The organism is Streptomyces auratus, from assembly GCF_050433025.1.
Classification (GTDB): domain Bacteria; phylum Actinomycetota; class Actinomycetes; order Streptomycetales; family Streptomycetaceae; genus Streptomyces; species Streptomyces sioyaensis.
Genome location: NZ_JBNGCB010000001.1, coordinates 958,201 through 983,494, shown reverse-complemented (window position 1 = coordinate 983,494; position 25,294 = coordinate 958,201). Strand labels below are relative to the sequence as shown.

The 25,294-nt window shown below is 71.7% G+C and carries 25 protein-coding genes and 1 riboswitch; of the genes, 15 read left to right on the top strand and 10 right to left on the bottom strand.

Annotated features, from left to right (window positions below; translation table 11 throughout):
* Positions 1–114: 114 nt before the first annotated feature.
* Entirely contained in the window at positions 115–924 is an 810-nt protein-coding gene (locus BKA18_RS04050) for a CPBP family intramembrane glutamic endopeptidase (protein WP_366048365.1), read from the top strand.
* An 80-nt stretch (positions 925–1,004) separates the two neighbouring features.
* Here the strand turns inward: BKA18_RS04050 and BKA18_RS04045 are convergent, their stop codons facing one another.
* From BKA18_RS04045 to BKA18_RS04035, 3 genes are all read right to left on the bottom strand, one after another.
* On the bottom strand, positions 1,005–1,826 hold the full coding sequence (locus BKA18_RS04045) for a PhzF family phenazine biosynthesis protein (RefSeq protein WP_366048364.1): 822 nt from the start codon (positions 1,824–1,826) through the stop codon (positions 1,005–1,007).
* Between the two features lie 190 nt (positions 1,827–2,016).
* The gene (locus tag BKA18_RS04040; RefSeq protein WP_366048363.1) at positions 2,017–2,916 is read right to left on the bottom strand and encodes a bifunctional helix-turn-helix transcriptional regulator/GNAT family N-acetyltransferase; all 900 of its coding nucleotides are present in this window, start codon (positions 2,914–2,916) and stop codon (positions 2,017–2,019) included.
* 126 nt (positions 2,917–3,042) lie between these two features.
* Positions 3,043–3,579, bottom strand: coding sequence for a hypothetical protein (locus tag BKA18_RS04035; RefSeq protein WP_366048362.1), 537 nt, complete (start codon positions 3,577–3,579; stop codon positions 3,043–3,045).
* A gap of 292 nt (positions 3,580–3,871) precedes the next feature.
* On the opposite strand from BKA18_RS04035, the gene BKA18_RS04030 reads away from it, so the two are divergent.
* On the top strand, positions 3,872–4,498 hold the full coding sequence (locus BKA18_RS04030; protein ID WP_366048361.1) for a PadR family transcriptional regulator: 627 nt from the start codon (positions 3,872–3,874) through the stop codon (positions 4,496–4,498).
* A 65-nt stretch (positions 4,499–4,563) separates the two neighbouring features.
* On the opposite strand, the gene BKA18_RS04025 is transcribed toward BKA18_RS04030, so the two are convergent.
* On the bottom strand, positions 4,564–4,992 hold the full coding sequence (locus BKA18_RS04025; protein WP_006606453.1) for a type II toxin-antitoxin system Rv0910 family toxin: 429 nt from the start codon (positions 4,990–4,992) through the stop codon (positions 4,564–4,566).
* 268 nt (positions 4,993–5,260) lie between these two features.
* On the opposite strand from BKA18_RS04025, the gene BKA18_RS04020 reads away from it, so the two are divergent.
* The 3 genes from BKA18_RS04020 to BKA18_RS04010 all read left to right on the top strand — a co-directional run bounded on the left by BKA18_RS04020 (position 5,261) and on the right by BKA18_RS04010 (position 8,193).
* On the top strand, positions 5,261–5,791 hold the full coding sequence (locus BKA18_RS04020) for a Clp protease N-terminal domain-containing protein (RefSeq protein ID WP_366048360.1): 531 nt from the start codon (positions 5,261–5,263) through the stop codon (positions 5,789–5,791).
* 50 nt (positions 5,792–5,841) lie between these two features.
* A complete protein-coding gene (locus BKA18_RS04015; protein ID WP_366048359.1) occupies positions 5,842–7,038 on the top strand; it encodes an EamA family transporter in 1,197 nt (398 codons plus the stop codon).
* A gap of 177 nt (positions 7,039–7,215) precedes the next feature.
* On the top strand, positions 7,216–8,193 hold the full coding sequence (locus BKA18_RS04010; RefSeq protein ID WP_366048358.1) for a DMT family transporter: 978 nt from the start codon (positions 7,216–7,218) through the stop codon (positions 8,191–8,193).
* A gap of 114 nt (positions 8,194–8,307) precedes the next feature.
* Here BKA18_RS04010 and BKA18_RS04005 read toward each other — a convergent pair whose 3' ends face one another.
* Both BKA18_RS04005 and BKA18_RS04000 read right to left on the bottom strand, forming a co-directional pair.
* Positions 8,308–8,970 (bottom strand): FMN-binding negative transcriptional regulator, encoded by a 663-nt coding sequence (locus BKA18_RS04005; protein ID WP_366048357.1) that lies wholly within the window; start codon positions 8,968–8,970, stop codon positions 8,308–8,310.
* Positions 8,971–8,979: 9 nt separating this feature from the next.
* Positions 8,980–9,672, bottom strand: coding sequence for a pyridoxamine 5'-phosphate oxidase family protein (locus BKA18_RS04000; RefSeq protein WP_366048356.1), 693 nt, complete (start codon positions 9,670–9,672; stop codon positions 8,980–8,982).
* A 23-nt stretch (positions 9,673–9,695) separates the two neighbouring features.
* Here BKA18_RS04000 and BKA18_RS03995 point away from each other — a divergent pair, with 23 nt between their 5' ends.
* Positions 9,696–11,027, top strand: a complete 1,332-nt coding sequence (locus tag BKA18_RS03995; RefSeq protein WP_366048355.1) for an aminotransferase class I/II-fold pyridoxal phosphate-dependent enzyme — start codon at positions 9,696–9,698, stop codon at positions 11,025–11,027.
* Positions 11,028–11,310: 283 nt separating this feature from the next.
* On the opposite strand, the gene BKA18_RS03990 is transcribed toward BKA18_RS03995, so the two are convergent.
* Positions 11,311–12,354 (bottom strand): DMT family transporter, encoded by a 1,044-nt coding sequence (locus tag BKA18_RS03990; protein ID WP_366048354.1) that lies wholly within the window; start codon positions 12,352–12,354, stop codon positions 11,311–11,313.
* Positions 12,355–12,428: 74 nt separating this feature from the next.
* Here BKA18_RS03990 and BKA18_RS03985 point away from each other — a divergent pair, with 74 nt between their 5' ends.
* The gene (locus BKA18_RS03985) at positions 12,429–13,337 is read left to right on the top strand and encodes a LysR family transcriptional regulator (RefSeq protein WP_040901109.1); all 909 of its coding nucleotides are present in this window, start codon (positions 12,429–12,431) and stop codon (positions 13,335–13,337) included.
* Between the two features lie 29 nt (positions 13,338–13,366).
* Here the strand turns inward: BKA18_RS03985 and BKA18_RS03980 are convergent, their stop codons facing one another.
* A complete protein-coding gene (locus BKA18_RS03980) occupies positions 13,367–14,740 on the bottom strand; it encodes a carboxyl transferase domain-containing protein (RefSeq protein WP_366048374.1) in 1,374 nt (457 codons plus the stop codon).
* Between the two features lie 49 nt (positions 14,741–14,789).
* Positions 14,790–16,250 carry an acyl-CoA synthetase gene (locus BKA18_RS03975; protein WP_366048353.1) on the bottom strand — a complete coding sequence of 487 codons (1,461 nt, stop codon included), beginning with the start codon at positions 16,248–16,250 and terminating at the stop codon, positions 14,790–14,792.
* Between the two features lie 282 nt (positions 16,251–16,532).
* Between BKA18_RS03975 and BKA18_RS03970 the strand changes: the two genes are divergently transcribed.
* On the top strand, positions 16,533–17,054 hold the full coding sequence (locus BKA18_RS03970; RefSeq protein WP_366048352.1) for a P-loop nucleotide/nucleoside kinase family protein: 522 nt from the start codon (positions 16,533–16,535) through the stop codon (positions 17,052–17,054).
* Between the two features lie 16 nt (positions 17,055–17,070).
* On the opposite strand, the gene BKA18_RS03965 is transcribed toward BKA18_RS03970, so the two are convergent.
* On the bottom strand, positions 17,071–17,535 hold the full coding sequence (locus BKA18_RS03965) for a pyridoxamine 5'-phosphate oxidase family protein (protein ID WP_366048351.1): 465 nt from the start codon (positions 17,533–17,535) through the stop codon (positions 17,071–17,073).
* Between the two features lie 195 nt (positions 17,536–17,730).
* Between BKA18_RS03965 and BKA18_RS03960 the strand changes: the two genes are divergently transcribed.
* The 7 genes from BKA18_RS03960 (at position 17,731) to BKA18_RS03930 (ending at position 25,284) form a co-directional block, all read left to right on the top strand.
* Positions 17,731–18,378, top strand: coding sequence for a cysteine hydrolase family protein (locus tag BKA18_RS03960; protein WP_366048350.1), 648 nt, complete (start codon positions 17,731–17,733; stop codon positions 18,376–18,378).
* A 628-nt stretch (positions 18,379–19,006) separates the two neighbouring features.
* Positions 19,007–19,115, top strand: a riboswitch (SAM riboswitch).
* Between the two features lie 336 nt (positions 19,116–19,451).
* Positions 19,452–20,501, top strand: a complete 1,050-nt coding sequence (locus BKA18_RS03955) for an amino acid ABC transporter permease (protein WP_366048349.1) — start codon at positions 19,452–19,454, stop codon at positions 20,499–20,501.
* Complete coding sequence (locus tag BKA18_RS03950; protein WP_366048348.1) at positions 20,498–21,358, top strand: amino acid ABC transporter ATP-binding protein; 861 nt, start codon at positions 20,498–20,500, stop codon at positions 21,356–21,358. Before BKA18_RS03955 ends, BKA18_RS03950 begins: the two co-directional genes overlap by 4 nt.
* Positions 21,359–21,489: 131 nt before the next feature.
* The gene (locus tag BKA18_RS03945) at positions 21,490–22,515 is read left to right on the top strand and encodes an ABC transporter substrate-binding protein (RefSeq protein WP_366048347.1); all 1,026 of its coding nucleotides are present in this window, start codon (positions 21,490–21,492) and stop codon (positions 22,513–22,515) included.
* A gap of 135 nt (positions 22,516–22,650) precedes the next feature.
* Positions 22,651–23,388 (top strand): GNAT family N-acetyltransferase, encoded by a 738-nt coding sequence (locus tag BKA18_RS03940; RefSeq protein ID WP_366048373.1) that lies wholly within the window; start codon positions 22,651–22,653, stop codon positions 23,386–23,388.
* A gap of 64 nt (positions 23,389–23,452) precedes the next feature.
* Positions 23,453–24,004, top strand: coding sequence for a flavin reductase family protein (locus tag BKA18_RS03935; protein WP_366048345.1), 552 nt, complete (start codon positions 23,453–23,455; stop codon positions 24,002–24,004).
* 26 nt (positions 24,005–24,030) lie between these two features.
* Positions 24,031–25,284, top strand: coding sequence for an LLM class flavin-dependent oxidoreductase (locus BKA18_RS03930; protein ID WP_366048344.1), 1,254 nt, complete (start codon positions 24,031–24,033; stop codon positions 25,282–25,284).
* The last annotated feature ends 10 nt before the right edge of the window (positions 25,285–25,294 follow it).

Below are 25,294 nucleotides of genomic sequence, written 5' to 3'. Positions count from 1 at the left end.
CCCCGGCCTGTCGCGCGCGATCTTCGTACCTGCTGTCGAGACCCTAGCGGGGCGGTGGAGACGAAGAGGCGGTAATGCGGAAGTGGAGGAAGCGTGCAGTCGGATACAAGTCCCGTGGCCGATGCGGACGTTCCGGGCCAAGGCTCCGGTACGGGGACGGAGGGAGCGCTGTCCCGGAGCATCCTGCGGAGCGAAACGCTGATCGTGCTGGCGCTTTCGCTGGGTGCCAGTGCGCTGTCGGCGCTGATCAGCTTCGTCGGCTCGGTGACCAAGCCGGGCGGCCTCAAGCACCAGGCGGCGACGCTCAACGCCTCCCATGCGCCCGGCCGGCCGTGGCTGGATCTGGCCTGGCAGCTGTTCGGGATCGCGACGGCGCTGGTGCCCGTGGCGCTGGTGGCGCATCTGTTGCTGCGGGAGCGGGCCGGCGGGCTGCGGGCGATCGGCTTCGACCGCCGGCGGCCCGGCTTCGACCTGAGCCGCGGGGTCGGGATCGCGGCCGTCATCGGCGGCAGCGGTCTGCTGCTGTACCTGGGCGCGCGGGCGGCCGGAGCCAATCTGACGGTGGTGCCCGAGGCGTTGCCCGAGGTGTGGTGGAAGATTCCGGTGCTGATCGCCTCCGCGGTGCAGAACGCCGTCCTGGAGGAGGTCGTGGTCGTCGGATATCTGCTGCGCAGACTGGGCCAGTTGGGCTGGTCGCCGATGGCGGCGCTCGCGGCCAGCTCGCTGCTGCGCGGTTCGTACCACCTCTACCAGGGCATCGGCGGCTTCTTCGGCAACATGGTGATGGGGGTGTTCTTCGTCCTGCTCTACCGGCGGTGGGGGCGGGCCGGGCCGCTGGTCGCCGCGCACGCCCTGATCGACATCGTGGCGTTCGTGGGCTACGCGGTGCTCGCGGGCCGGGTGGGGTGGCTGCCGACGAGGTGAGACGGGCGCGGCGCGGGGGGCACCTCCCGCGCCTCCCGCGCCGGCCGCGCCGCCCTGAAACTGCTGTTGCGGGCGCCGGATCAGCCGGTGACCAGCAGCTCGCCGTCGATGACCGTGACCGCCGAGCCGGTCAGCAGCGTCCGGTCGCCGCGCAGCTCGGTCCGTACGTATCCGGTGCGGGCGGCGCCCTGCAGACCGACCAGTGCGGCACGGCCCAGGCGCGCCGACCAGAACGGAGCGAGCGCGGTGTGCGCGCTGCCGGTGACCGGGTCCTCGTCGATGCCCACCGCGGGGAAGAAACAGCGCGAGACGAAGTCATGGCCGCCGGCGGGGTCGTCGGCGCGCGCGGTGGCGATCACGCCGCGGCCGCCGTGTCCGGCCAGCGCCTTGAGGTCGGGCGACAGCGCGCGGACGGCCTTCTCATCGGGGAGTTCGACCAGGAGGTCCCCGACATCGGGACCGGTGTCGTGCGCGGAGCGGATCTCGCAGCCCAGTGCCTCCGCGACGACCGGCGGCACCTCGACGGGGGTGAGCGGGGCGGTCGGGAAGTCCATCGTGATCGCGCCACCGGTGTCGGCAGTGGTGGTCAGCACCCCGCTGCGGGTGCGGAAGCGGACCGTACCGGTGGCCGTGCCGGTGGTGTGCAGGACATGCGCGGTGGCCAGCGTGGCGTGCCCGCACATGTTCACCTCGGCGGCGGGGGTGAGCCAGCGCAGCGCCCAGTCGGCGTCGCCGCCCTCGGGCAGCGGGTGGGCGAAGGCGGTCTCGGAGAGATTGACCTCGGTGGCGACCTGCTGGAGCCAGGCCGTATCGGGAAAGGCGTCGGAGTCGAGGAGTACGACTCCCGCGGGGTTGCCGGTGAAGGGACGCGCGCTGAAGGCGTCGACGATACGAATCCTCATGGCGGCGAGCGTAGAGGTGCCGCGAAGCCGCAGGCCAAGGCCAATTCGAGGGAATTGGACGGGGTGGGGTGGGGGCCGTCTTCGGCACCCGCCGGTTTGCCGCACGCCCACCGTCCCGTCTCGCCGAAGGCCGACCGGCCTCATCTGACCTTGGAGGCATGAGCCGGACGGACACCGCGCGCCGGGTCCCTCACTCCTGCGACGGTCTCGCGATCCGCTTCTCGAACCAGTGGTGGGCGTACGGCTCGTCGTTGAAGGCGGCGACCTCGCTGAAGCCGCAGGAGTGGTACAGGGCGATCGCGTCCGTGAGCGCCCGGTTGGTGTCCAGGCGCACGACGTCGTGGCCATGCTGGGCGGCCCGTGCTTCCAGCTCGGCCAGGATCCGGCGGGCGACGCCGAGGCCCCGGACGTGGGGTGCGACCCACATGCGTTTGATCTCGGCCGGGGCGCCGGGCGGCAGCTTGAGACCGGCGCAGCCGACGGGCTCGCCGTGCAACCGGGCGACCAGGAACAAGCCGTGCGGCGAACGGAGTTCACCTGCGTCGGGCAGCAGGCTCTGCGCGGGGTCGAAGCCTGTTTTGAAGCGCTCCTGCAGTTCGCTGAAGTAGCACCGCAGGCAGTGCTGGGCGTCGGGGTGGTCCGGGTCGAGGGCGTCCAGCGTGACCGTCGCGGCGGTCAGCAGCCGGTCGACCTCGGCCATGGCGGCGACCAGCCGGGCGCGCTGGGCGGTGTTCAGCGGCTCCAGCAGCGAGCCGGCCAGCTCGTCACTGCGGCCGTCGAGCACGGCGCGCTCCGTGCGGCCCGCGTCGGTGAGTCGGACGGTGCGCACCCGTTTGTCCCGCGGTTGCGGTTCCACCGTCACCAGGCCGTCGGCCTCCAGGGAGCGCAGCATCCGGCTGACGTACCCCGAGTCGAGCCCGAGGCGCTCGCGCAGCCGCCGCACGTCCTGACCCTGCTCGCCGATTTCCCAGAGGAGCCGGGCCTCACCGATCGGCCGGTCGAGCCCCAGGTAGTGGTCGTGGAGCACGCCCACGCGTTCGGTGACGGTGCGGTTGAACCGCCGCACCTGGTTGATCTGTGTCGCATCCATTCTCTGACTTTAGTCAGGGAATGGATGTAGGGCCAGAGGTGAGTGGTCAGCCGTCGATGAGACGTCGGTCAGGGTGCGAGGAGGCGGCACGCCCACTGGTATCGCGGCCCGCCCTCATGCTGCACGTCAGTCTTCGTCCGAGCTGGACAGCGCCTCGGTGATCAGGCGGGTGGCGAAGTCGTGGTCGTCGGCGATCCGGTTGACGTGCTCCGCGAGCAGGACGGTCGTGGCTTCCAGGGGATTCATCTCGGCCTCGGTCCAGCGTCCGTACTGCGCGCGCCACAAGTTGGGGCTCAGGTCGGTGGCCGCGGCGACGAGCAGGCCGGTCATGGTGGGGATGACCTCGGGGCGGAAGGTCTTGGGCATCATGCGCATCGTGGCCACAAGGGGCGGCACCGAGTACTCGATGACGTCCTTGCCGTGATCCTCGCAGGCCAACCGGAGCCACCTCATGAGCATGAAAATGAGCGTGCACGCGCCGTCCAGCAGCGCATCGATGCCCGTAGGGCCCAAGGACGCGGCGAACTGGTCGACCATTTGCTGCTGTTCGGGGTCGGTCTCGGTCTTGTTGTCGTAGACGGCCTTGAGTCGAGAGTCGATCATCATGAGCGCTGCGCCCACATCGCCGACGGGAGCGTACTTGGGGTCACAGGGCGATGGCACGGGACTCCTCCTCGTATGACTGCAGCGGGTAACGCGGCATGTTCGTACGGTAGACCGCCGATGGGGCGGGGGTCTGGCAAATCCCGATGGAGGGCTCTCTCGGCGGCGCAAACCCGTGCCGCTCACACTCCGGTGACGCGGCCTCGTATCCGTCAAAGGTCGGTGGTGCGCGGTCAGGGTTCGCTCGCACCGGACACCCCCTGGAATCGCTCAAGGGCTTGCTTCGGTGAATAGTCCCGATATATCGTTGAGGCATCGCGACCGATCAAAGAAGGAAATGGAGGACGTCATCATGCGTTCCCAAGGACATGAACACGGACATGAGCACAGGCATGAACACTGCGGACCCGGCCGGCACGGCGGCCGTGGGGACTTCCCGGGCGGCTGGGAGCGGCGGCGCTCCGCCTTCGGCCCGTTCGGGCCGCCTTTCGGGGGGCCGCCCTTCGGTGGCGGCCGGGGGCGCGGAGGGCCGCGCGGCCGGGCGCGGCGCGGCGATGTGCGCGCCTCGATCCTGGCGCTGCTCAAGGACCGTCCGATGCACGGCTACGAAATGATCCAGGAGATCGCCGAGCGCAGTGGCGGGGCGTGGAAGCCCAGTCCCGGCTCGGTCTATCCGACGCTGCAGCTCCTGGAGGACGAGGGGCTGATCGCCAGCGCCAGTGAGGGCGGCAAGAAGCTGTTCTCGCTGACCGAGGCCGGGCGCACCGAGGCCGACAGCGGTTCGGACGCCCCGTGGGAGGACGCCGGCCGGGGCGTCGACTGGGAGGCGATGAACGAGATCCGCAAGGCGGGCGGCGGCCTGGTCGAGGCGTTCCGGCAGGTGTGGGCCACCGGCAGTCCCGAACAGCGGGAGAAGGCCATGGCGGTGGTCAACAAGGCGCGCAAGGAGCTGTATCTGATCCTCGCCGAAGAGGACTGAGTGCGGGGTGAAAGGCCTGGTGGACGGCCTTCGGGGGGCAGAAGGAAAGCGTGGCCCCCGAAGGCTCAGGCCACCAGGGCGGCGAGGCCGCGCAGTGACTCGTGCAGCGCGGCGCCCGCCGAGTCCTTGAGTTTGCCGGCCATCAGGGAGACCGCGGCGCCGGTGAACGTCCCGTCTATCCGCACCGCCGTCGCCGGGCCGTCCGGGGTGAGTGCGTAGCGCATCGTGAGGGTGACGCCCATCGGGCCCTTGCCCTCGATGCCGAGCAGCCGCCCCGGCTCCAGCTCCCGCACGGTCCAGGTGACCTCCGCGGGGAAGCCCATCAGCTTCATGTGTTCCTCGTAGCCCGCGCCCACTTCGAGCGAAGAGGGGCCGCCCTGGGGGAAGGCGGTGTGCGTGGCGTTCCACTCGCCGTACGCATCGAAGTCGGTGAGCCGGTCCCAGACCGTGTCGGCCGGCGCTTCGATGCGGGCCTGTGCGGTGACTTCGGCCATGCGATCACCCCTTCGGTGACGGTCCCTGGCTGCTGCCGCGGAACGTAGCGGGGCGGGGGTGAAGGTTCAATACTGGCGCGGTCTCTTTCTGATGGCCCGTCAGTTAAGTGAGTCCGGGGTGCCCCGTCCTTCGTGTCCGACCTTCACCTTTCCTCCTCGTCTCCTCCGTGAGGATGAGCCGGGGACCGGCACGCCCAACCAGCGTGGGAGGTGCAAATGCTTCCCGCCGGGGATGCTTCGGCGTTTCGGGGCTGGTGGGGTGGATGCTGTGCAAAACCGTACTGCGTACAGCGCCGGTGACGGCTCCGCTCCGGAGGACCTCGGCGATCGGCTCACCGTAGAGCTCGCGTCGGTCGTCTCCGCTGCCCGCAGGAGGGCCTCCCGCGACGGCGACCGGCAGGTCGACACCGCACATCTGCTGCACGGCCTCCTGGAATCGGACCCCGCCGTGCGCGCGGCCTTCGACGGCGGACCGCAGGTCGCCCGGCTGCTCGGCTATCTCGTCCAGCGCAGCATCGGCTACGGACTCCGGTGGCACGGCGCCGTCGAGGACTCCGGCGCGGTCCCCGTCGTCGTCGAGGGCGGTGTCCCCGGCTGGTCACCGGCCGCGGCCGCCGCCTTGGACGGCGCCCTGGACCGGGCGCATGCGCGCTATGCCACCCGCGCGGGCTGTCTGGATCTGCTCGCCGCCCTGGTGGACGACCCCGAATCCCGGGCCGTCGAAGTGCTGCGGCGCGCCGGTGTCGACACCGGCGCGCTGGCCGCCCGTCTGGACGGAGAAACCCCCGGCCAGGAATGACAGGGGCATCGGGGGTGGCGCTGCTGACGCGGGCTGGTCATGATGACCCGATGCACGTGTCTTCGGGGAGCCCGGCAGGTCCATCGACCGGACCGGGCCAGTCCACTCCAGCGGCCCGGGGGGCCGGCCAGCCGTCGTCCGCCCTCAGGGCAAGCCGCCGCAGTGGTGCGACGGGCGGGCGCGGTGCCGGCCTCGGCATCGCCCTGCTGTCCGCCCTGGCCTTCGGAGGGTCGGGCGTCGCCGCCAAACCCCTGATATCCGCCGGCCTGGAACCGTTGCAGGTCACCTGGCTGCGGGTGGCCGGCGCCGCGCTGGTCATGCTGCCGATCGCCTGGCGCCACCGCGCACTGCCGCGCCGCCGCCCCGCCCTGCTCGTGGGGTTCGGGCTGCTGGCCGTCGCCGGTGTTCAGGCCTGCTACTTCGCCGCGCTCTCCCGCATCCCCGTCGGCGTCGCCCTGCTCATCGAATATCTGGCTCCCGCGCTGGTGCTGGGCTGGGTCCGGTTCGTGCAGAAGCGGCCGGTGACCCGTGCCGCGGCGGTCGGGGTGGTGCTGGCCGTCGGCGGACTGGCGTGTGTGGTCGAGGTCTGGTCGGGGCTGAGCTTCGATGCCGTCGGCCTGGCCCTGGCGCTCGGCGCGGCCTGCTGCCAGGTCGGTTACTTCGTCCTCTCCGATCACGGCTCCGACGGCGACGACGCGGCGGACCCGCTGGGTGTGATCGCGTACGGGCTGCTGCTCGGCGCCGCCGTCCTCACCCCGATCGCCCGGCCCTGGAGCATGCACTGGCAACTGCTCGGCGGCGGTGCGGACATGAACGGCACCCGGGTGCCCGCTGTCCTGCTGCTGGCCTGGATCGTGCTGGTCGCGACGGTGGCCGCCTACCTCACCGGGGTGGTGTCGATCCGCCGGCTCTCGCCCCAGGTGGCCGGCGTGGTCGCCTGTCTGGAGGCGGTCATCGCGACCGTCCTGGCCTGGTTCCTGCTCGGTGAGCACCTTTCCGCCCCGCAGCTCGTGGGCGGGCTGGTGGTGCTCACCGGCGCCTTCATCGCGCAGTCGGCCAAGCCGCAGACGACGGAGACGGTGCGGGTGGCCGGAGCCGGCGGGGCCGTCGGGGCCGGAGCCGGCGGGGCCGAGGACGGTGTGGGCGGGGGCGCCCCCGGTGGTGCCGTGTCCCCGGCGCTCTCCACCGCCCCGGCGTCCGGGGACCGCTCCGGGGACGGCTTGTCGGCCGGATCCCGGGCGACGTAGGGTGTCGATCATGCATTCGACTGTGCTGCCCCCTCCCGCCGCGTAACGCGGGCGGCGGCCTCCGAGGAAACCCGGCTCGGGCTGGTTCCCGAGCCGATTGTCGCTGCCTGCACACGGGATCACGCGACCATTCCACGGCGCCTTGCGCCGTCCTGGATTTCCCGGAGCAGCACTTCCATGCATGCCACTGTGTCCTCCGCCCTGCCCGTGGGCCGGGGGCTGTTGTACGTGACACTCGCCGCGACCGCCTGGGGCACCGCCGGTGCGGCGGCCGCCCTCCTCTACCGGGGCAGCGGACTGGGCCCCGTCGCCCTCACCTTCTGGCGCACCTTGGGCGGCCTGCTCCTTCTGCTCGCCGTCCGGGCGCTGCTGCGCCGCCGCTCCGGACCGGCCGCCGCACCCGCTCCGTACGAGCCGCTGCGCCGGCGCCTGACCCGGGTCGTGGTGACCGGCGTCGCCCTCGCCGTCTTCCAGGCCGCCTACTTCGCGGCCGTCGAAGCCACCGGGCTGGCGGTGGGTACCGTCGTCACCATGGGGGCGGGCCCCGTCCTCATCGCCATCGGGGCGCGCATGACGATGGGGGAACGACTCGGGCTGGGCGGGGTCCTGGCGGTCGCCGGGGCGCTGGCCGGGCTCACGATCCTGGTCCTCGGCGGCGACGGCGGGGCGAGAGTCCGTCCGGCCGGTGTCGGCTGGGCCCTGCTGTCGGCGGCCGGCTGCGCCGCGATGACGCTGGCCACCCGGCGGCTGGGCAAGGCCGGGGGCGGCGATCCCTACGCCTCGACGATCGGGGCCTTCGCGGTCGCTGCAGTGTGTCTGCTGCCGCTCGCGGCGGCGGAGGGGCTGTGGCCGGCGGCGCACGACCTGGGCCGCAGTCTCCTGCTGCTGGGCTATATCGCGGCGGTGCCGACGGCGCTGGCCTACGGGCTGTACTTCGCGGGGCTGGCGGCCGTCCGCGCCGCGACCGCGTCCGTGCTCTCGCTGATCGAGCCGGTGTCGGCGGCGGCCCTCGCGGTGGCGTTTCTGGGGGAGCGGCTCACGGTGGCGACGGCGACCGGAACCGGGGTGCTGCTGACGGCTGTTGCCGCCCTGGCGGTGACGGAGGCACGCGGAGCGGTGGCGGCCGCACGGTCGGCGGCGCAGGTGGTCGGCTGAGGACGGGGCCCGCCTGAGGACGGGGCCCGCCTGAGGACGGGGCCCGGCCGGCAGCGTCGGCCGGGCTCCCCGGGGCGGGTCGATCTGTGGCGCCGCCGGCCATGGGGCGCCTGTTCAGGAGCCGGGTGTCCGCAGGGGCCCCTCGGCCGTTGCCAGACGCCGCTGCTGATGGGCGCGGGCCGCCGCGTCCCCGGGACCGTCCCGTTCGGCGAGCCGCGCCGAGACACGGTGCTGGACGGCCTCGCTCCGCTTGCCCCCGTATTTGAACTTGGCGCGGACGTCCCGCACTTCGAGGCGCAGGCCACGGATGCCGGACAGCAGCCGCCCGTACGGCGCCTCGCCCGCGGCCACCGGGGCCGAGTCGCCGGCCGGCTGGAAGTGGCGCATCTGCCGTTGCAGCAGTGCCGCCTTCGCCGCCGGATCGTCCACGATGTGGGCCGTGCAGATCAGCTGGACCGCGGCGTAGAAGCTGGTGGGGACGCCGTGCTCGGGCGGCTGGTCCTCGTCCGCCTGCCAGGGGCCGGGGATGAAGGTGTAGTCGTCCACCACGCTCAGCACCACCGTGGGCCGGTGGTCCAGCGCGCTCCAGAGGGGATTGGGGCGGGCCAGGTGGGTGACGGCCTCGCGGCGGGCCGGGTCGTAGGCGAAGTGCAGCGGCTGGACCAGCGGCGGCTCGTCGGGCGGTCCGTTGGCCGCCAGCTGACCGAAGTCGTGCGCCGCGAGCCACTGTTGCCACTCGGCGTCCTCCGTGGGCGCGTCCCAGGGGTGGATCAGCACAGCGGCTCCTCAGCGGGCGGTCAGATAGGCCGGCTCGGGAGTGCCGGGCGCGAGATCGTCGGCGGGTATGGGGGCGCCGTACACCGGGGCCACGGGGAGCACGCCGCTCCAGTACGGCAGGGCGAGATCCTCCGGCTCGTCGTCCGGGCCGCCGGCCCGGATCTTGGCGGAGACCTCGCGCAGGTCGAGGCGGATCACGGAGGTGGCGGCCAGCTCCTTGGCGTTCCCCGGCCGGGAGTCCGCGGCGCGCCCCGGCACCACATGATCGACCAGCGCGTCCAGCGCGGAGGTCTTCTCCTCCGGGTCCGTGACCTGGTGGGCAGTGCCGTGCACCACCACACAGCGGTAGTTGATCGAGTGGTGGAACGCGGACCGGGCCAGCACCAGCCCGTCGACGTGCGTGACCGTGACGCACACGTCGAGGCCCGGGTCCGGCGCCGCACCGGCCATCCGCAGCGGGCGGGCTCCCGTCGAACCGTGCAGATAGAGGCGGTCGCCGACCCGGCCGTAGAGCGTCGGCAGGACGACCGGGGAACCGTCGCGGACGAAGCCCAGATGGCAGACGTAGCCCTCGTCGAGGATCGCGTGCACCGTCTCCTGGTCGTAGGTGGCGCGTTGGCGGGCGCGGGTGGGGGTCGTGCGCTCGGTCGGTTCGTACGACGCGGTTCGGGACGAGGCGGCCTGGGACATTGCGAACTCCATTGCACTAGTGCATAATCATGTTTGTGCTAGGAGAGTATCGGATCGAAGGGCGGCGCGCATCGGAGATTGCCGCAAGTGTCGAGCGAGCCGTCGGTGCGGGCGAGCTCCAACCGGGCGAAGTCCTGCCCCCGCTCAGGGAGTTGGCGGTCTATCTGGAGGTGAATCCCAATACGGTCGCGGCGGCATACCGCACACTCCGCGACCGCGGGGTGATCGAAACCGCGGGCCGGCGCGGCAGCCGGGTGCGCCCCCGCCCCGCGAGCACCCCGCGCGAGGCCCTGCGGGTGGAGGCGCCGCCCGGTGTCCGTGACGCCTCCGACGGCAACCCCGATCCCTCGCTGCTGCCCCCGCTCGAACGGGCGCTGGCCGAGGCCGCGGCGCACAGTGCGCGCCGCCCCGCGCTCTACGGCACGCCGGCCGTGGACGAGGAGCTGGCGGCGCTGGCCCGCGCGGCCTTCGCCGCTGACGGCGTGCCGGCCGGGCCGATCGCGGTCACCAGCGGCTCGCTGGACGCCATCGAGCGAGTGCTCGCCGCCCATCTGCGGTCCGGTGACACCGTGGCGGTGGAGGACCCCGGGTGGGGCAGCCTGCTGGATCTCATTCCGGCGCTCGGACTGCGCCCCGCGCCGGTCGAGGTGGACGACGAGGGCCCGCTGCCAGGGCAGTTGACGCGCGCCCTTCAGGACGGCGCCCGCGCGGTCGTCCTCACCGACCGGGCGCAGAACCCCACGGGCGCCGCCGTCAGCCGCGCCCGCGCCACCGAACTCCGCGCCCTCCTGGCCGGGCACCCCGAGGTCCTCCTCATCGAGGACGACCATGGCCATGGCATCGTCGACCTCCCGCTCCATCCGCTCTCCGGCGTCACCGACCACTGGGTTCTGGTCCGGTCGACGGCCAAGGCGTACGGCCCGGACCTCCGCCTGGCGGTGCTCACCGGGGACGCCCTGACCATCGACCGCGTGGCCGGCCGGCAACGTCTCGGCCCGGGCTGGATCAGTCATCTCCTCCAGGACACGGTCGCCCACCTGTGGCGGACGTCCGCGATCGATCCCGCCGCGGTGGCCGGAGCGTACGGCCGGCGGCGGGAGGCGCTGATACGCGCGCTGGCGGAGCGCGGAGTCGCCGCACGGGGCCGCAGCGGGATGAACGTCTGGGTACCGGTCCCGGACGAGACCGGCGCGGTGGCCCGGCTCCTGCACTCCGGCTGGGCGGTGGCCCCCGGCGCGCGCTTCCGCCTGCACTCCCCGCCCGGCATCCGTATCACCGTCTCCGGCCTCTCCGATGACGACATCGCTCCCGTGGCGGATGCCGTGGCCGCAGCAACGGGGCGGGGGGAGGCGCGACGGTACGAGTGAGCAGCGGGTGGCGGGGGCGGAGCGGGTGGCTGGCGGAGTCGGCGGCGGGGGGGAGCCGGCGGAACCGCCCACCGTCGTCCTCCGCAACGGCGTCGACGTCACCCGCAACCTCAGCCGCGGGGTGTGACGTTGGGCGGTCCGCTGAGCCGCGTCGCCCTCAGCAGCTGACCCTCTTGAGGTAGTAGTGCTCGTAGTGGCGCACCTGCACCCGGGGGCTGTGCAGGAGCCCCCGAGACCGGCTCGGGGGCTGGCGGACCTGTCGTGTGCCTGTCCGGGCGGGGTGTCAGTCGGCCGTGGAGCCGGGCCGTGGGCCGGACGTGTGGCGCGCGCGGGGCTTGCTCTGGGTGAGTGCGGCGCCGGCCAGCACGATGAGGGCGCCGACCGGGGTGTTCCAGCTCAGCCGCTCGTGCAGGAGCACCACTCCGGCCGCGGTGGCGATCAGTGGGACGAAGTAGGTGACCATCTGCGCGGTGGTGGGCCCGACCTCGTCCACCAGGCCGTACTGGAGGAGGAAGGCGAAGCCGGTGCCCAGCGCGCCGAGTGCGAAGACGGCGAGCAGCGGGATGAGGGGGAGGTGTGCCGGTGCGGTCGTGAACAAGGGTGTCACGATGGCCAGTTGGGCGGCTGCCAGGAGCAACTGGGCGCTGGACATGGAGAGGTGGGAGTGTCCGCCGCCCCCCAGGGTGCGGCGGACGTAGATCCAGCCGATGGGGTAGCAGAGCGAGGCGCCCAGGGCCATCGCGGTGCCCGTCAGATCCGTGCCGGCGAAGCCCTGCCAGGCGCCGAGCACGGTGAGCACGCCCAGGAAGCCGATGCCCAGACCCGCGCCCCGGCGCCGGGTGGGGCGGTCCTCGGAGAGCGCGACCACCGAGAGCGCCATGCCCCACAGCGGGGAGGTGGCATTGCAGATCCCGGCCAGCGTGGAGGGGATGGTCAGTTCGGAGTAGGCGAAGAGGGAGAACGGCAGCACGTTCAGGAAGAGCGCGGCGACGGCGAGATGGGCCCAGGTGCGCACGGAGCGGGGGAGCCCCTCGCGCTTGATCGCGAGCATGGTCAGCAGCACCAGCGCACCGAACGCCACCCGGCCCAGGGTGACTTGCAGCGGCGCGAAGCCCTGGGTGCCCACCTTGATGAAGAGGAAGCTGAAGCCCCAGATCAGGGAGAGGACGGCGAACCGGAACTGCCAGCCGCGGGCCCGGCCGGCGGGCTTCGCGGCCGCCATGGACGCAGCCGCCGCGGCGATCTGGCCGGCAGCAGGTTCGGCGGACGGGGGCTGGGAGGTCGCGGCATGGGCGGAGGCGGTGGACGCGCCGGCGGTGGTGCTCATGACGTACACGATGCGGGCTACAACTTCGTAGCACAAGCGAGATTTCTTGCCGGGTATCACTTAGCATTGCTTATATGTTGAACCTTGATCGCCTCCGGACGCTGAGTGCCGTCGCCCGCCATGGCTCGGTGAGTGCGGCCGCCGACGGACTCCATGTGACGACCTCGGCCGTCTCGCAGCAGATCGCCAAGCTGGAGCGGGAGACCGGCCAGCAGCTGCTGGCGAAGAACGGACGCGGGGTGCGGCTGACCGACGCCGGGCGGCTGCTCGCCGAACATGCCACCCGCATCCTGTCCCAAGTCGAGCTGGCCCAGGCCGAGTTGGAGGCACATCGCGGCCAGGCGGTGGGTGAGCTGCGGCTGGGCGCCTTTCCCACCGCCGCGCGGGGGCTCTTCCCGGCCGCGCTGGTCACGCTCGCCGCCGAGCACCCCCAGCTGCGCGCGCGGCTGACGGAGATGGAGCCGGATGAATCGGTACGCGGGGTGGTGCGCGGCGATATCGATCTGGCGGTCGTCCTGGACTGGTACAACCGGCCGCTGTCCCTGCCCGAGGGGCTGGCCAAGGCGCCGCTGCTGGACGATCCGGCCGACGTGGCGATGCCGTCCACCCACCCGCTGGCCGGGCGGCCGTCCGTGGAGCTGGAGGAATTCGCGGACGATGAGTGGATCTCCTGGCCGCAGGGGGAGTTCTGCCACGACTGGCTGATGTTCACGCTGCGCAGCAAGGGGATGGAGCCGCGGATCGCGCACATGGCCGAGGAGCATCACACCCAGCTCGCCCTGATCGCGGCCGGGCTGGGGATCGCGGTGGCTCCGCGGCTCGGCCGCGGGCCGGTGCCGGAGGGGGTGAGCGTGGTGCCCGTACCCCACACGATGCGCCGCCATGTCTATGCCATCTGGCGGGAGGATGCCGACCGCAGGCCCTCGATCCGGGCGGCGGTGGAGGCGCTCCGTGCGGCTGGAAGGAGCGTGGAGGGCTGCTGAGGCGGGGGTGGCCGGCCGCCTCACTCCCTTCAGGCCGGTGGGGCGATACCGCGGATGACGCCGAGGTCGAGGAGATCCTGCGGGCGGATGCGGAGTTGGTCGGCGGTGTCATGGAGCTGTGCCGGCTCGCGCTTGAGGATGGCCACGGCCAGCTCCGGGGCGATCACGGAGAAGTAGCTGTCCGGTGTGGCCCAGAGCCGGTCAGGCGCGGCCAGCGCCAGCGCGCCGCCCGAACCGCCTTCCCCGATGAGCAGGGACGTGACGGGCACCCGGGCGGTGGCCAGCGCTCCGAAGGTGTCGGCGATCGCCGCTCCGGCCCCGGCGCGCTCAGCCGCCGCGTCATTGGCGGCCCCCGGGGTGCCGATGAGCGTGAGGACCGGTATGCCGAACCGGTCGGCGAGCCGGATGAGGCGGGCGGCGGTACGGAAGCCGGCCGGGCGGGTGGCCGTGCCGCACTGGGCGGCGAAGGCGATCGTGCGCCCGTCTCGACGGCCGAAGCCGCACCGCATCCCGGGGTCGACGCCGCCACAGCGGTCGCCGCTGAGCTCCTCCCGGTCGTCGAAGTACGCCCGCAGATAGGCCTCGGCGCGCGGCCGCCGCGGCTCGCGGGCGCGGGCCACCGCGCCCCAGCCGGTCTCCGGCAGCCCCGGCACGCCGAGTGCGTACGGCAACGGGGCCGGCTCTACAATGTCGCCGCCCAACTCGCCTGATCCACCCAGGAGTTGCAACCAGTGCTGGAGCGTGGCGCGCAGCCGGTCGGCCGGGACGACGGCGTCGATATGGCCGGATGCCAGCTGTCCCTCGGCGGAGTAGGCGTACGGGTTGGCGTCCGCGGGGCGTACCCGTGAGCCCGCGAAGCCGACCTGGGCCCCGGGGAGCGCGAGGATGACATCGGCGGCCGCACCGAGGGTGGCCCAGCCGCCGCCGGTCGTCGGATCGCGCAGCACGGCGATCTGCGGCAGGCCCGCGGCGCGGGTGTGCGCCGACTGTGCGGCCACCCGCTGGAGTTGGGTGAGCGCGCGCATCCCTTCCTGCATCCGGCTGCCGCCCGTAGCGATCAGCGAGACGACCGGCAGGCCGCGCTCGCGCGCCAGACGGTAGGCGGCCTCCAGCCGGTCGCCGGTGCGCTCGCCCAGGGAGCCGCCTAGATAGCGGAACTCGAAGGAGAGCACGACCGTTTCCATGCCGCCCATCATGGCCAGGGCGGTGACCACCGACTCGTGCTCGCCGGTCCGGGCGTGGGCGCGGGCCCGCATATCGTCGTAGCCGCGCCAGCCGAGCGGGCCGTCCGGCGCGAAGGGTGCCGCGGCCGGCGCGCCGCTTCCCCCGGGCGTGGTCAGCTCGGTGTACGTCTCCGCGACCGCGGCAATTGCCTGACGGGCCGTCAGTCGCGCGCACGGCATCGCCTCTGCGGGAGGGCCGGCTCGGTCCCCGGCCTCGCCGCGCCCTTCGTCACGCACGGAGTTCACGCTTCAGCACCTTGCCCATGTCATTGCGCGGCAGGGCGTCCAGGAAGTGCACGGTGCGTGGCCGTTTGTGCGGCGCCAGCTGACGGGCGACATGATCCGCGAGCTCCTGGCCGGACGGCGCCGGGGCCGCGTCCGGACCGGTCCGCACCACGATCCAGGCGACGATCCGCTCGCCGAGGTCCTCGTCCGGGGCGCCGGTGACGGCGGCCTCGGCGACCCCGGGGTGCGTCAGGAGCGCATTCTCGATCTCCCCTGCGCCGATCTTGTAGCCGCCGCTCTTGATCAGGTCGGTGGCCTTGCGGCCCACGATGCGGTAGTTCCCGGCGGCGTCGCGGGTCGCCATGTCGCCGGTACGGAACCATCCGCCGTCGAAGGCGGCGGCGGTGGCATCGGGGCGGTTGAGGTACTCGACGAAGAGGTTCGGGCCGCGGACCTGGATCTCGCCGACCGTCTCCGCGTCGTCCGCCTCGACGGCCTGGCCCGCGTCGTCGACGAGCCGGACGTAGACCCCCGGCAGGGGCACCCCGACCGTGCCCACGGCATCCGGGCCGTCCGCCCGCACGCTGGTGTTCATGAGGGTTTCCGTCATGCCGTAGCGCTCGATCACCCGCCGGCCGCAGGCGGCCGCGATCCGCTCATGATCGGTCTGCGGCAGCGCGGCCGAGCCGGAGACCAGCAGCCGCGCCCGGGAGAGCGCCTTGGCGAGGACGGGATCCTGGCCGGCCTCCGCGGCCAGGCGGTGGTACATCGTCGGGACGCCGAACAGCATCGTCCCGTCCGCGGACAGCTCCCGCGCCACCGCCTCGGTGCTGAAGCGCCCCAGGTGGTGGACGCTGCCGCCGCGGCGCAGCGGGCCGAGGATGCCGAGGATCAGGCCGTGGACATGGAAGAGGGGCAGGGCGTGGACGAGGACGTCGTCGGCGGTCCACTGCCAGGCGTCCTGCAGGGCGTCCAGGGTGTGCGCGAGGGCGCGCCGGGGGAGGACGACGCCCTTGGGCGGCCCGGTCGTGCCGGAGGTGTAGACGATCAGGGCCGGCGCCTCGTCGCCCGGTTCGGCCGGCAGCAGGGCGGGTCCGGCGCCCTCGGAAGGCTCCGTGGCCTCGATGTCGACACGGGCGAGCGCGGCGAGCGGCCCCGGCAGATCGGCGCCCGGCTCGGCCAGGACGAGCGACGGCGCGCTGTCCGCCACGATGTGCGCCAGCTCGCTCTCGCCGATCTTCGGATTGACGGGCACCGCGGCCACCCCCGCGAGCAGCGCGGCCACCGCCCCGACCGAGGTTTCGAGCGTCGGCGTCGCCCAGAGGGCGATTCGGCTCTCGCCGGCGATCCGCTCGGCGAGCGCGCCCGCCACCGACGCCAACTGCTGATAGCTCAGCGCACGGTCGCCGAAGCGCAGCGCGGGGGCGGGCGAAGCATCCCGCAGCGCGGGGAAGAGCACGTTCACCGGATCTCCTTCGTCCTCGTCGGCGCCCGGCCCGTCACGGCCGGGCCGTCCGCTTCCGCACCCCTGCCGGCGCGAAACGGGCTGACCGACACCACTCTCGCAGAGACCACTGACAACGCGATCTCCCCACGGAGATCAACTTCAGCCGGTACGACTTTTCGAGAGAGGTGACATCTGATCTTGGTGGTTGACACCACCCTGAAGCCGTGCCGGATTTCTGCCGTGCCCGTGCCCGTGCCCGTGCCCGTTCCCGCGGCCCGCACAGCGCTAGCGTTGGGGCCCATGATCGTATGGCTCAACGGCACCCACGGCGCAGGCAAGACGACGACCAGCGCACTCGTGCAGCAGCTGATCCCGGATTCACGGGTGTTCGACGCCGAGAAGGTCGGCGAGACACTCATGGACATCACGCCAGGGCTGCCCGGGACGGACAACTTCCAGCACTGGCCGCCGTGGCGGCCGCTCGTAGTCGAGACCGCCCGCCGCGTACTCGACTACACCGGCGGCACTCTGGTGATGCCCATGACTGTCCTGGTCGAGGAGTACTGGCGCGAGATCAGCACGGGCCTCGCCCAACATGCCATTCCAGTACGGCACTTCGTCCTCCACGCTGACCAAGACACCCTCCGTGGACGCATCGAGGGGGACACTCTTCTTGGCCCCTCCCCATTCCGTCTCAAATATCTTGAGCCCTACGCCGAGGCGGCCCGCACGTGGCTGCACGGCGAGGCCGAGGTCGTCGACACCACGCACCTCACGCCCGCCCAGGCCGCCCTGCAGATCGCAGAGGCCGTCAAGAGTTGAGGTCCGCCCGCCACGCTCACCCAGGGATCTTGCGGAAGTCCCATGACGCGACGGACCGGGGTGTCAGACGCAGCCACGCGTGGCGGCCGTCGTGCGGCATCCGGGGCATTCCGAAGTACTTCTCGGCGAAGAGCCGCTCAGGGGCGTCCAGCTCAGGGCAGGGCTCGCCGGTGCGCGGGGACTCCCCGACGAAGTCCACCCGGCCGGTCAGCTCGGCGCCGCGCAGCTCGCCGTACTCGTGTCCGTCGTCGACGACCACCGCGATCCGCGGATCCTTGCCCAGCTGTGCCCACCGCCTGCTGCGAGTGATCGAATACAGCCACAGCGCCGTACCGTCCCAGACGAACCACAGCGCGCCGGCGTGCGGTGCGCCGTCGCCGCCGACCGTCGCGACCCGGCAGGTGCGCTGCGTCCCGAGGAACGCATCGAGCTCGCCGCGCGTCATCATGATCCGGCGCCCGCGCCGCTGTGTGTCGGCCATCCGTCCCCGCCCTCCGCCGTGTGGCAGCCCCTACTGCGGGCACCGCCCCGCTCACCCGATACTCATCCCACACACATCCATCAACTGACTGCGTGTCAGAAAGCATGCGGGCCCTTCCTGGCGTACGCAATGGCCGCTACTCTCACCCGTCGTGAACCGGCCCGTCAGGGAATCGGACCGCCAGAGGGGAATGCGATGCCTTCGCACGCCGCGCGGCTCGGCGCGCCACTGGACCCGGCCTCGACGGTGCTGCTGACCGTCGAGTGCCAGCGCGGTGTGGTCGGCCCGGACAGCGCTTTGCCCGAACTGGCCGAGGCGGCCCGCACGTCGGGCGCGCTGGTCAACGTCGCACGGCTGGTGGCAGCGGCCCACGACACCGGCGTCCAGGTGCTGCACGCGATCGCCGAACGCCGTCCCGACGGCCGCGGCGCCAGCCACAACGCCCGCCTCTTCAAGGCGGCCGAGCGGCTGCCCGTCCAGCAGTTCGCCGGGTCCACGGCGGTACGTGTCGCCGATCCGATTCCCGTGACGGAGGACGACCTGGTCGTGCGCCGGCTGCACGGCCTCTCGCCGATCGCCGGCACCGAGGTGGACGCGCTGCTGCGCAACCTCGGATGCCGCACGCTCGTCGTCACCGGGGTGTCGGCGAACGTGGCGGTCCCCAACGCCGTGTTCGACGCGGTCAACCTGGGCTACACGGCAGTGGTGCCCGCGGACGCCATCGCGGGGGTGCCCGCCGAGTACACCCCCGCGATGGTCCGCAACACCCTCGCCCTGGTCGCCACCATCACCACCACGGAGGAGGTCCTGGCCGGCTGGCGACAACTGCGCGGCGGCCGCTGACCTGGATGACGGGGGACCGGGCGGCGGCGCCCGTTGCTTCAGCCGAGGGCGACCGAACCGCCCTTGTCGTCCACCTTCGCGGGCGCCGGCCCCTTGGTGGCGGGGCCCTTCTCCACGCTGCCGTCGTTGATGTCGATCAGCAGCTCGGCGTGGGAGGGGTGGGTGTGCAGGACACAAGGGGACCGGGAACAGCTGAACGTGCAGGGGCACGGCCCAGTCGGATGCTGGACGTGGTTCCTCTTCGGTTTCCATCGGCACCGGGTTTGGGGCGCCCTCCTTGCGCTGGACGTCCACCTTCACCAGCGAGAAGAAGCGCATGCCGGCGGCGCGAATCGTCGGAATGTCCTTGGCACGCCCCGAGTGTCGGGGATGTCCCCAGGGGTTCGAATCAGAGGGCGCGGGCGTTGTGGGCAGCCGGGCGGTCACAGGCCCTGGCGAGGTGCGCTTCTGGCGGAGGGAGGAGTGACCGCGCTGGTGGCTGCCCTGGTAGCCGAGCGGGGCGATTCTTCCCGCTGCTTCCAGGCGTTGGTGCAGCCCACCAGGTCCGCCCCGACTCGGTTTGTCGTCCCACAGGTCGGGCAGGCTTTGACAACCATGTCCGAGATCTGTCTAACTTACGCCGCAGATCGGTCATGAGTGTCAGCGACAAGCCCTGGCTTGCTGACCGGCAACCCTCGCGCCGCGGTGGGGTGCCCCAGGTGACGACCGGACCGGAAGCCCTTCGGTAAGCGCGAGCCCCCATGGGGCCGGAACAGTGACGGTGACGGAATGTACGCAGCTTTCGAGACGGCCGCATGGCGGCGTCGCGGCTGCCTGCTGCTGTGCGCGAACCGGTCGGTCGATCTGCTCCGCGTCAGCAGCGCACTGTGTACCGGCACCTGCGCCTGCCGTGCCTGCTGCCAAGGCTGACGGTTTTCTGAATCTTTGATGCCACCGCTCTCGCGGTGTGCTCCCTTCCTGCCCAGCCCCCGTTCCGCGCATCCCCGCGCGCATCGTCACGCAGAGCCCTGCCGGCTCGGCCGTGCCGTTGCCGCGTCCGCGGTCCGGGGTGTCCGAATTCGCTGGAGCCCTCCATGAGTGAACCCCCTGGCGCTGTCGCATTCCTCGCCTCAGCGCCTCCTGCCGAGGAGACCCCCGAACCCTCCTCCGAGCCTCGTACCGTGGGTCCTGCCGAGGCCGAACGGCCCGGCGACGACACCGCACCGCGGCCACCGGCGGCACAGCGGGTGCTGCCGCTGCGCAGACCAGGTCGCTGGATCGCCACGGCGATCGTGCTGGTGCTGGTCGCCCAGTTCGCCCACGGACTGGTGACCAACCCCTTCTATCAGTGGGACCGGTTCTCGTACTGGTTCCTGCGTCCGACGATCCTCGACGGTCTGCTCGTCACCCTCGAAGTGACGGCGTACAGCGCCGTGTTCGGTCTGCTCGGCGGCATCCTGATCGCCCTGGGCAGGCTCTCCCGGAGCCCGATGCTGCGGGCGGTCAGCTGGACCTACACATGGCTGTTCCGATCGGTTCCGCTGATCGTGGTGCTGCTGTTCCTCTACAACTTCAGCGCGCTGTACAAGACACTGAGCCTCGGGGTTCCGTTCGGGCCCGCCTTCTTCACCTTCGACGAGTCCCGGCTCGCCACCGACGTCGTCGTCGCGGTCGTCGGACTCAGTCTGAACGAGGCGGCGTACGCGTCCGAGGTGGTGCGGAGCGGCATCCTCGCGGTCGACCAGGGGCAGCACGAGGCGGCATGGGCACTCGGCCTGCCGAAGAGCTATCAGTTCACGAAGATCGTCTTCCCGCAGGCTCTGCGGTCCATCACCCCGAACTACGTCAATCTGCTGATCAATCTGATCAAGAGCACCTCGCTCGTCTTCTACGTGTCGCTGCTCGATCTTTTCGGCTCCGCGCAGAGCATGGGCAGCACCTACCCGGGTGACATCGTCCCGCTGTTGCTGGTCGCCACCGTCTGGTACTTGATCCTCACGAGTGGGGTCTCCGTCGTGCAGTTCTACGTCGAGCGGCACTTCTCCCGGGGCGCGACGCGCACCCTTCCGCCGACGCCATTGCAGAAGGTGCGGACGGGACTGCGTGATCTGCGGGCCCGAGCCCAAAGGGAGGCGGCGATATGACCACCGAGACCGCTGAGAGCACCGAGCTGACTGAGATCACCGACACCACCGAGATACGACCTGCTGCGGTCGAGGTGCACGGCGTGCGCAAGTGGTACGGCGCCCACCGGGTGCTGGACGGCGTCGAGTTGACCGTGTCGCCCGGCGAGGTCACCGTGATTCTCGGGCCGTCCGGGTCCGGCAAATCCACCCTGCTTCGGGTGATCAACCACCTGGAGAAGCCCGAGGTCGGGTACGTCAGCGTGAACGGTGAGCTGATCGGCGTCCGCCGGCACGGCGAGCGCGGCGAGGCGGGGGTCCCCCCGTCCGCAGGCCGGGGGAGGCTCAAGGAGCTGAGCGAACGGGTCATCCTGGGCCAGCGCAGCCGGATCGGCTTCGTCTTCCAGCACTTCAACCTCTTCCCGCATCTGACGGCGCTGGACAACGTGGCCGCCGCTCCCGTGGCGACCGGGAAGCTGACCAAGCCCGAGGCGCAGGAGCTGGCCCGCGAACTGCTCGGCCGGGTGGGCCTGGCCGACAAGGTCGGCGCCTATCCGCGGCAGCTGTCCGGCGGCCAGCAGCAGCGGGTGGCCATCGCCCGCGCCCTCGCCCTCCGGCCGGGGGTCATCCTCTTCGACGAACCGACCTCCGCGCTCGATCCCGAACTTGTCGGTGAGGTGCTGGCCGTCATCAAGGACCTGGCCACCAGCGGCACCACTCTCATCATCGTCACCCACGAGATCGGCTTCGCCCGTGAGGTCGCCGACCAGGTCGTCTTCCTCGACGAGGGCCGGATCGTCGAACAGGGCCCGCCCTCCGAGGTGCTGGACCACCCGAAACACGAGCGGACCAGGGACTTCCTGAGCAAGGTGCTCTGACCTCCGCCGTACGTCCCACTGCCCGCGCCCCGCCCGGGCTCGTGCACCCCCACACCACCGCAGCCCCCCACACACGTCACCGAAGAACAAGCAGCACGTCACCGCAACCGTTCACCGAACCAAGGACCGCCATGCGCACCCTCAGCCTCCGCAGCAGACTCCTCCGCGGCCTCACCGCGGGCACCGCCGTCGCCACCCTCGTCACCGGCCTCGCCGCCTGCGGGGGCAACAGCGACGCGGCCGGCACGTCCGACAGCAAGCCGTCCGGGACGGTCACCGTGGGGGCCCTTTCCAACGGTGCCGCCAAGGAGACCGAGCTCAAGGTCTCCGAGGTCAAGTCCATCAGCGCCAAGCTGCCCAAGTCGATCGCCAAGAAGGGCAAGCTGGTCGTCGGCGTCGGCGCCCTGCCCACCGGCTCCGTTCCGCTGAACTTCGTCGGCGACGACCAGAAGACGCTCACCGGATCCGAGCCCGACTTCGGCCGACTGGTGGCCGCGGTCCTCGGCCTCAAGCCCGAGCTGAAGAACTCGACCTGGGAGAACCTGTTCGTCGGCATCGACAGCGGCAAGGTCGACGCGGCCTTCTCCAACGTCACCGACACCGAGGAGCGCAAGAAGAAGTACGAGTTCGCCACCTACCGGCAGGACAACCTGGGGTTCGAGGTACGTAAGGAAAGCACCTGGAACTTCGACGGCGACTACAAGAACCTGGCCGGCAAGACGGTCTCGGTGAGCCGGGGCACCAACCAGGAGAAGGTCCTGCTGGAGTGGAAGGCGAAGCTGAAGAAGGAGGGCAAGGACCTCACCGTCAAGTACTACCCGGACAACAACAGTGTCTACCTGGCGCTGAACAGCGGGAAGATAGATGCCCACTTCGGCCCCAACCCCAGCATCGCTTACCACACCACCCACACGGCGAATACCCCCAACGCGACCCGTAGCGCCGGCAAGTTCTCCGGCGCGGGCGCGAAGCTCCAGGGTCTGATCGCCGCGACGTCGAAGAAGGACAGCGGGCTGGCCAAGCCGGTCGCCGAGGCCATCAACTACCTGATCAAGCACGGCCAGTACGCCAAGTGGCTGGACGCCTGGAACCTCTCCAACGAGGCCGTCAAGACCTCCCAGGTCAACCCGCCCGGCCTGCCGCTCGACAACTCCTGATCAACGCTCGCACGGGCGTCTGCCGCCCGGGACTCCGGCGTCCCGCCGAGTCCCGGGCGCACCGGCCCACCATGTCCGCCACGGACGACACCGATGCCATGGATGCCACGGATGACACGGAGCCTGCTCACCGCTATGTCCACCAGCGTCTCTCCTTCCCCTGCGCAGAGCCCGGCCGAACCGCACGTCCTGGACAACGCCGTCTGGGCCGCGCTGACCGGCCCGCACGCCCGGATCGCCGAGCGCGTCGGCCGCGCCGCCCGCTACCCCCTGGACGTGTGCCCCTTCACCGCCCTCGCCGACCCGGCCGACCCGGGGGCCTGGGACGACCTGGCCGCGCTGGTCGGCCCGGACACCGAAACCGCCGTCACGGGAGCGCGGGCCGTCCCCGACGGATGGGAGATCGTGGAGACAGGGCAGGGTGTCCAATTGGTCGACACCGGGCTGCGCGCCGAACCAGCCCCCGAAGGGGTGCGGCTCGGGCTCGACGACATCCCCGAGATCCTGGACCTGATCGCCCTGACCAAGCCGGGCCCCTTCCGGCCCCGCACCGTCGAACTCGGCACCTACCTCGGCATCCGGCACCGTGGACAGCTCATCGCCATGGCGGGGGAACGCGTGCATCCGCCGGGCTGGACGGAGATCAGCGCCGTCTGCACCCACCCGGCACACCGTGGCCAGGGCCTGGCCACGCGACTGGTCCGGGCGGTGGCGGCCGGGATCAGGGAACGCGGGGAGACCCCCTTCCTCCACACACTCGCGAGCAACACCACGGCCATCCGTCTCTACGAGTCGATCGGCTTCACCCTGCGCCGCCGTACGAACTTCCTGCTGGTGCGTACCCCGGGCTGTCATCCGGCACCGGCGCCCTGAACAGGCGGCCGCCGTGCCCGACCACGCCGTGCCCGACCACGCCCAGACGCCGAAGGGAACCGACATGAGCACCCCCGAGAACCGCCCCGGCCGATCCTCAACGGCCGTTGCCGCCAAGAACGTTGCCGCCGACGACATACTCCGCCGCACCCTGCGGCGCCACGCAGCCGGAGTCACGGTGATCACCGTCCCGGGCCCGGCCGGCTTCACGGCCACCTCCTTCACCTCCGTATCGCTGCGGCCACCTCTCGTGTCCTTCTGCCTGGGCCTCGGCGCATCGACCGCGCCGGCCGTACGGGAAGCCGACCGGTTCGCCGTCCACCTCCTTGGCACCCAGAACGCGGAAGTGGCAGGGCAATTCGCGCGCAGTGGCGTCGACCGGTTCCAGAGCATCGCCTGGACCGAGCACGAGGACGGCCTGCCCGTACTCGACGACGTACCCGCCTGGCTCACCGCACGTGTGACGCTGCGTCAGTCCGTCGGCGACCACCTGCTGGTCGTCGGCGAGGTCGAGACCGGCGCGGTGCGTCAGGACGCGACGGCGTTGGTGCATCACGACGGAGCCTTCGCCGCGGCCCGTCGACTGCTCCCACAACCGATCCGCTGCGCTTCGTGAGCTGAACCCATTCCCTCCCGGTACGTATGTCCCCTCAGGAAGGACCCTCCACCGTGCCCTCATCATCCGCTCCGCTGCACCTGGCCGTCGCGCTCGACGGCGCCGGCTGGCACCCTGCCGCCTGGCGCGAGCCGGTGGCCCGCCCCCGGGACCTGCTCACCGCCGGCTATTGGGCCGATCTCGTCGCCGAGGCCGAGCGCGGCCTGCTCGACTTCGTGACGATCGAGGACTCGCTCGGATTCCAGTCCTCGCACCGCCTGGAACCGGACGGGCGTACCGACCAGGTGCGCGGACGGCTGGACGCCGTCCTCGTCGCCGCCCGCGTCGCACCGCTGACCAGGCACATAGGGCTCGTGCCGACCGTGGTGGCCACCCACACCGAGCCGTTCCACATCTCCAAGGCGATCGCCACGCTCGACTACGTGAGCACCGGTCGCGCGGGTCTGCGCGTGCAGGTGACGGCGCGCCCGAACGAGGCCGCGCACTTCGGACGCCGCACGTTCCCCAGGTTCGGCCTCGGGGACCTCGACAGCCCGGCGGTGCGGGAACTGACGGCCGACCTCCTGGACGAGGCCGCCGACTACGTCGAAGCGGTACGCCGGCTGTGGGACAGCTGGGAGGACGACGCGGAGATCCGGGACGTCGCCACCGGCCGCTTCATCGACCGCGACAAGCTGCACTACATCGACTTCGAGGGGAAGCACTTCAGCGTCAAGGGGCCCTCGATCACGCCCCGGCCGCCGCAGGGCCAGCCCTTGGTGAGCGCACTCGCACACGAGAGCGCGACCGGTGCCCCGTTCCGGCTGGTCGCCCGCTCCGCCGACGTCGGGTACGTCACGCCGCACGATCCCGAGCAGGCGCGCGCCGTCGTCGCCGCGGTGCGGGCCGAGCAGGACGCGGCAGGGCGTGCGGAGGAGCCGCTGCACCTCTTCGGCGACCTGGTGGTGTTCCTGGACGACGACCCCCACGCAGCGGAAGCCCGCCGGGAGCGCCTCGACGCCCTCGCGGGATACACGTACACCAGCGACGCCCGCATCTTCACCGGCACGCCCGCCCAACTCGCCGAACAGCTACTGGAGTTCCAGCAGGCCGGGCTGTCCGGCTTCCGGCTGCGCCCCGCCGTCCTCGGACACGACCTCCCCGCGATCACCCGGGGCCTGGTCCCCGAACTCCAGCGCCGAGGCGCTTTCCGGAGCTCCTACGAGGCCGACACCCTGCGCGGGCTGCTCGGCCTCGCCCGCCCCGCCAACCGCTACGCCACCGCCACCGCCACCGCCTGAGACGGAGGAA

Coding starts and splice junctions, on each gene's coding strand:
- BKA18_RS03950 (WP_366048348.1), top strand. CDS start 20,498: ATGACCACCGAGACCGCTGAGAGCACCGAGCTGACTGAGATCACCGAC.
- BKA18_RS03930 (WP_366048344.1), top strand. CDS start 24,031: ATGTCCCCTCAGGAAGGACCCTCCACCGTGCCCTCATCATCCGCTCCG.
- BKA18_RS04010 (WP_366048358.1), top strand. CDS start 7,216: ATGCATGCCACTGTGTCCTCCGCCCTGCCCGTGGGCCGGGGGCTGTTG.
- BKA18_RS03955 (WP_366048349.1), top strand. CDS start 19,452: ATGAGTGAACCCCCTGGCGCTGTCGCATTCCTCGCCTCAGCGCCTCCT.
- BKA18_RS03960 (WP_366048350.1), top strand. CDS start 17,731: ATGCCTTCGCACGCCGCGCGGCTCGGCGCGCCACTGGACCCGGCCTCG.
- BKA18_RS03985 (WP_040901109.1), top strand. CDS start 12,429: ATGTTGAACCTTGATCGCCTCCGGACGCTGAGTGCCGTCGCCCGCCAT.
- BKA18_RS03940 (WP_366048373.1), top strand. CDS start 22,651: ATGTCCACCAGCGTCTCTCCTTCCCCTGCGCAGAGCCCGGCCGAACCG.
- BKA18_RS04045 (WP_366048364.1), bottom strand. CDS start 1,826: ATGAGGATTCGTATCGTCGACGCCTTCAGCGCGCGTCCCTTCACCGGC.
- BKA18_RS03945 (WP_366048347.1), top strand. CDS start 21,490: ATGCGCACCCTCAGCCTCCGCAGCAGACTCCTCCGCGGCCTCACCGCG.
- BKA18_RS03965 (WP_366048351.1), bottom strand. CDS start 17,535: ATGGCCGACACACAGCGGCGCGGGCGCCGGATCATGATGACGCGCGGC.
- BKA18_RS04040 (WP_366048363.1), bottom strand. CDS start 2,916: ATGGATGCGACACAGATCAACCAGGTGCGGCGGTTCAACCGCACCGTC.
- BKA18_RS04000 (WP_366048356.1), bottom strand. CDS start 9,672: ATGGAGTTCGCAATGTCCCAGGCCGCCTCGTCCCGAACCGCGTCGTAC.
- BKA18_RS03970 (WP_366048352.1), top strand. CDS start 16,533: ATGATCGTATGGCTCAACGGCACCCACGGCGCAGGCAAGACGACGACC.
- BKA18_RS03980 (WP_366048374.1), bottom strand. CDS start 14,740: ATGCCGTGCGCGCGACTGACGGCCCGTCAGGCAATTGCCGCGGTCGCG.
- BKA18_RS04030 (WP_366048361.1), top strand. CDS start 3,872: ATGCGTTCCCAAGGACATGAACACGGACATGAGCACAGGCATGAACAC.
- BKA18_RS03990 (WP_366048354.1), bottom strand. CDS start 12,354: ATGAGCACCACCGCCGGCGCGTCCACCGCCTCCGCCCATGCCGCGACC.
- BKA18_RS04025 (WP_006606453.1), bottom strand. CDS start 4,992: ATGGCCGAAGTCACCGCACAGGCCCGCATCGAAGCGCCGGCCGACACG.
- BKA18_RS03935 (WP_366048345.1), top strand. CDS start 23,453: ATGAGCACCCCCGAGAACCGCCCCGGCCGATCCTCAACGGCCGTTGCC.
- BKA18_RS04015 (WP_366048359.1), top strand. CDS start 5,842: ATGCACGTGTCTTCGGGGAGCCCGGCAGGTCCATCGACCGGACCGGGC.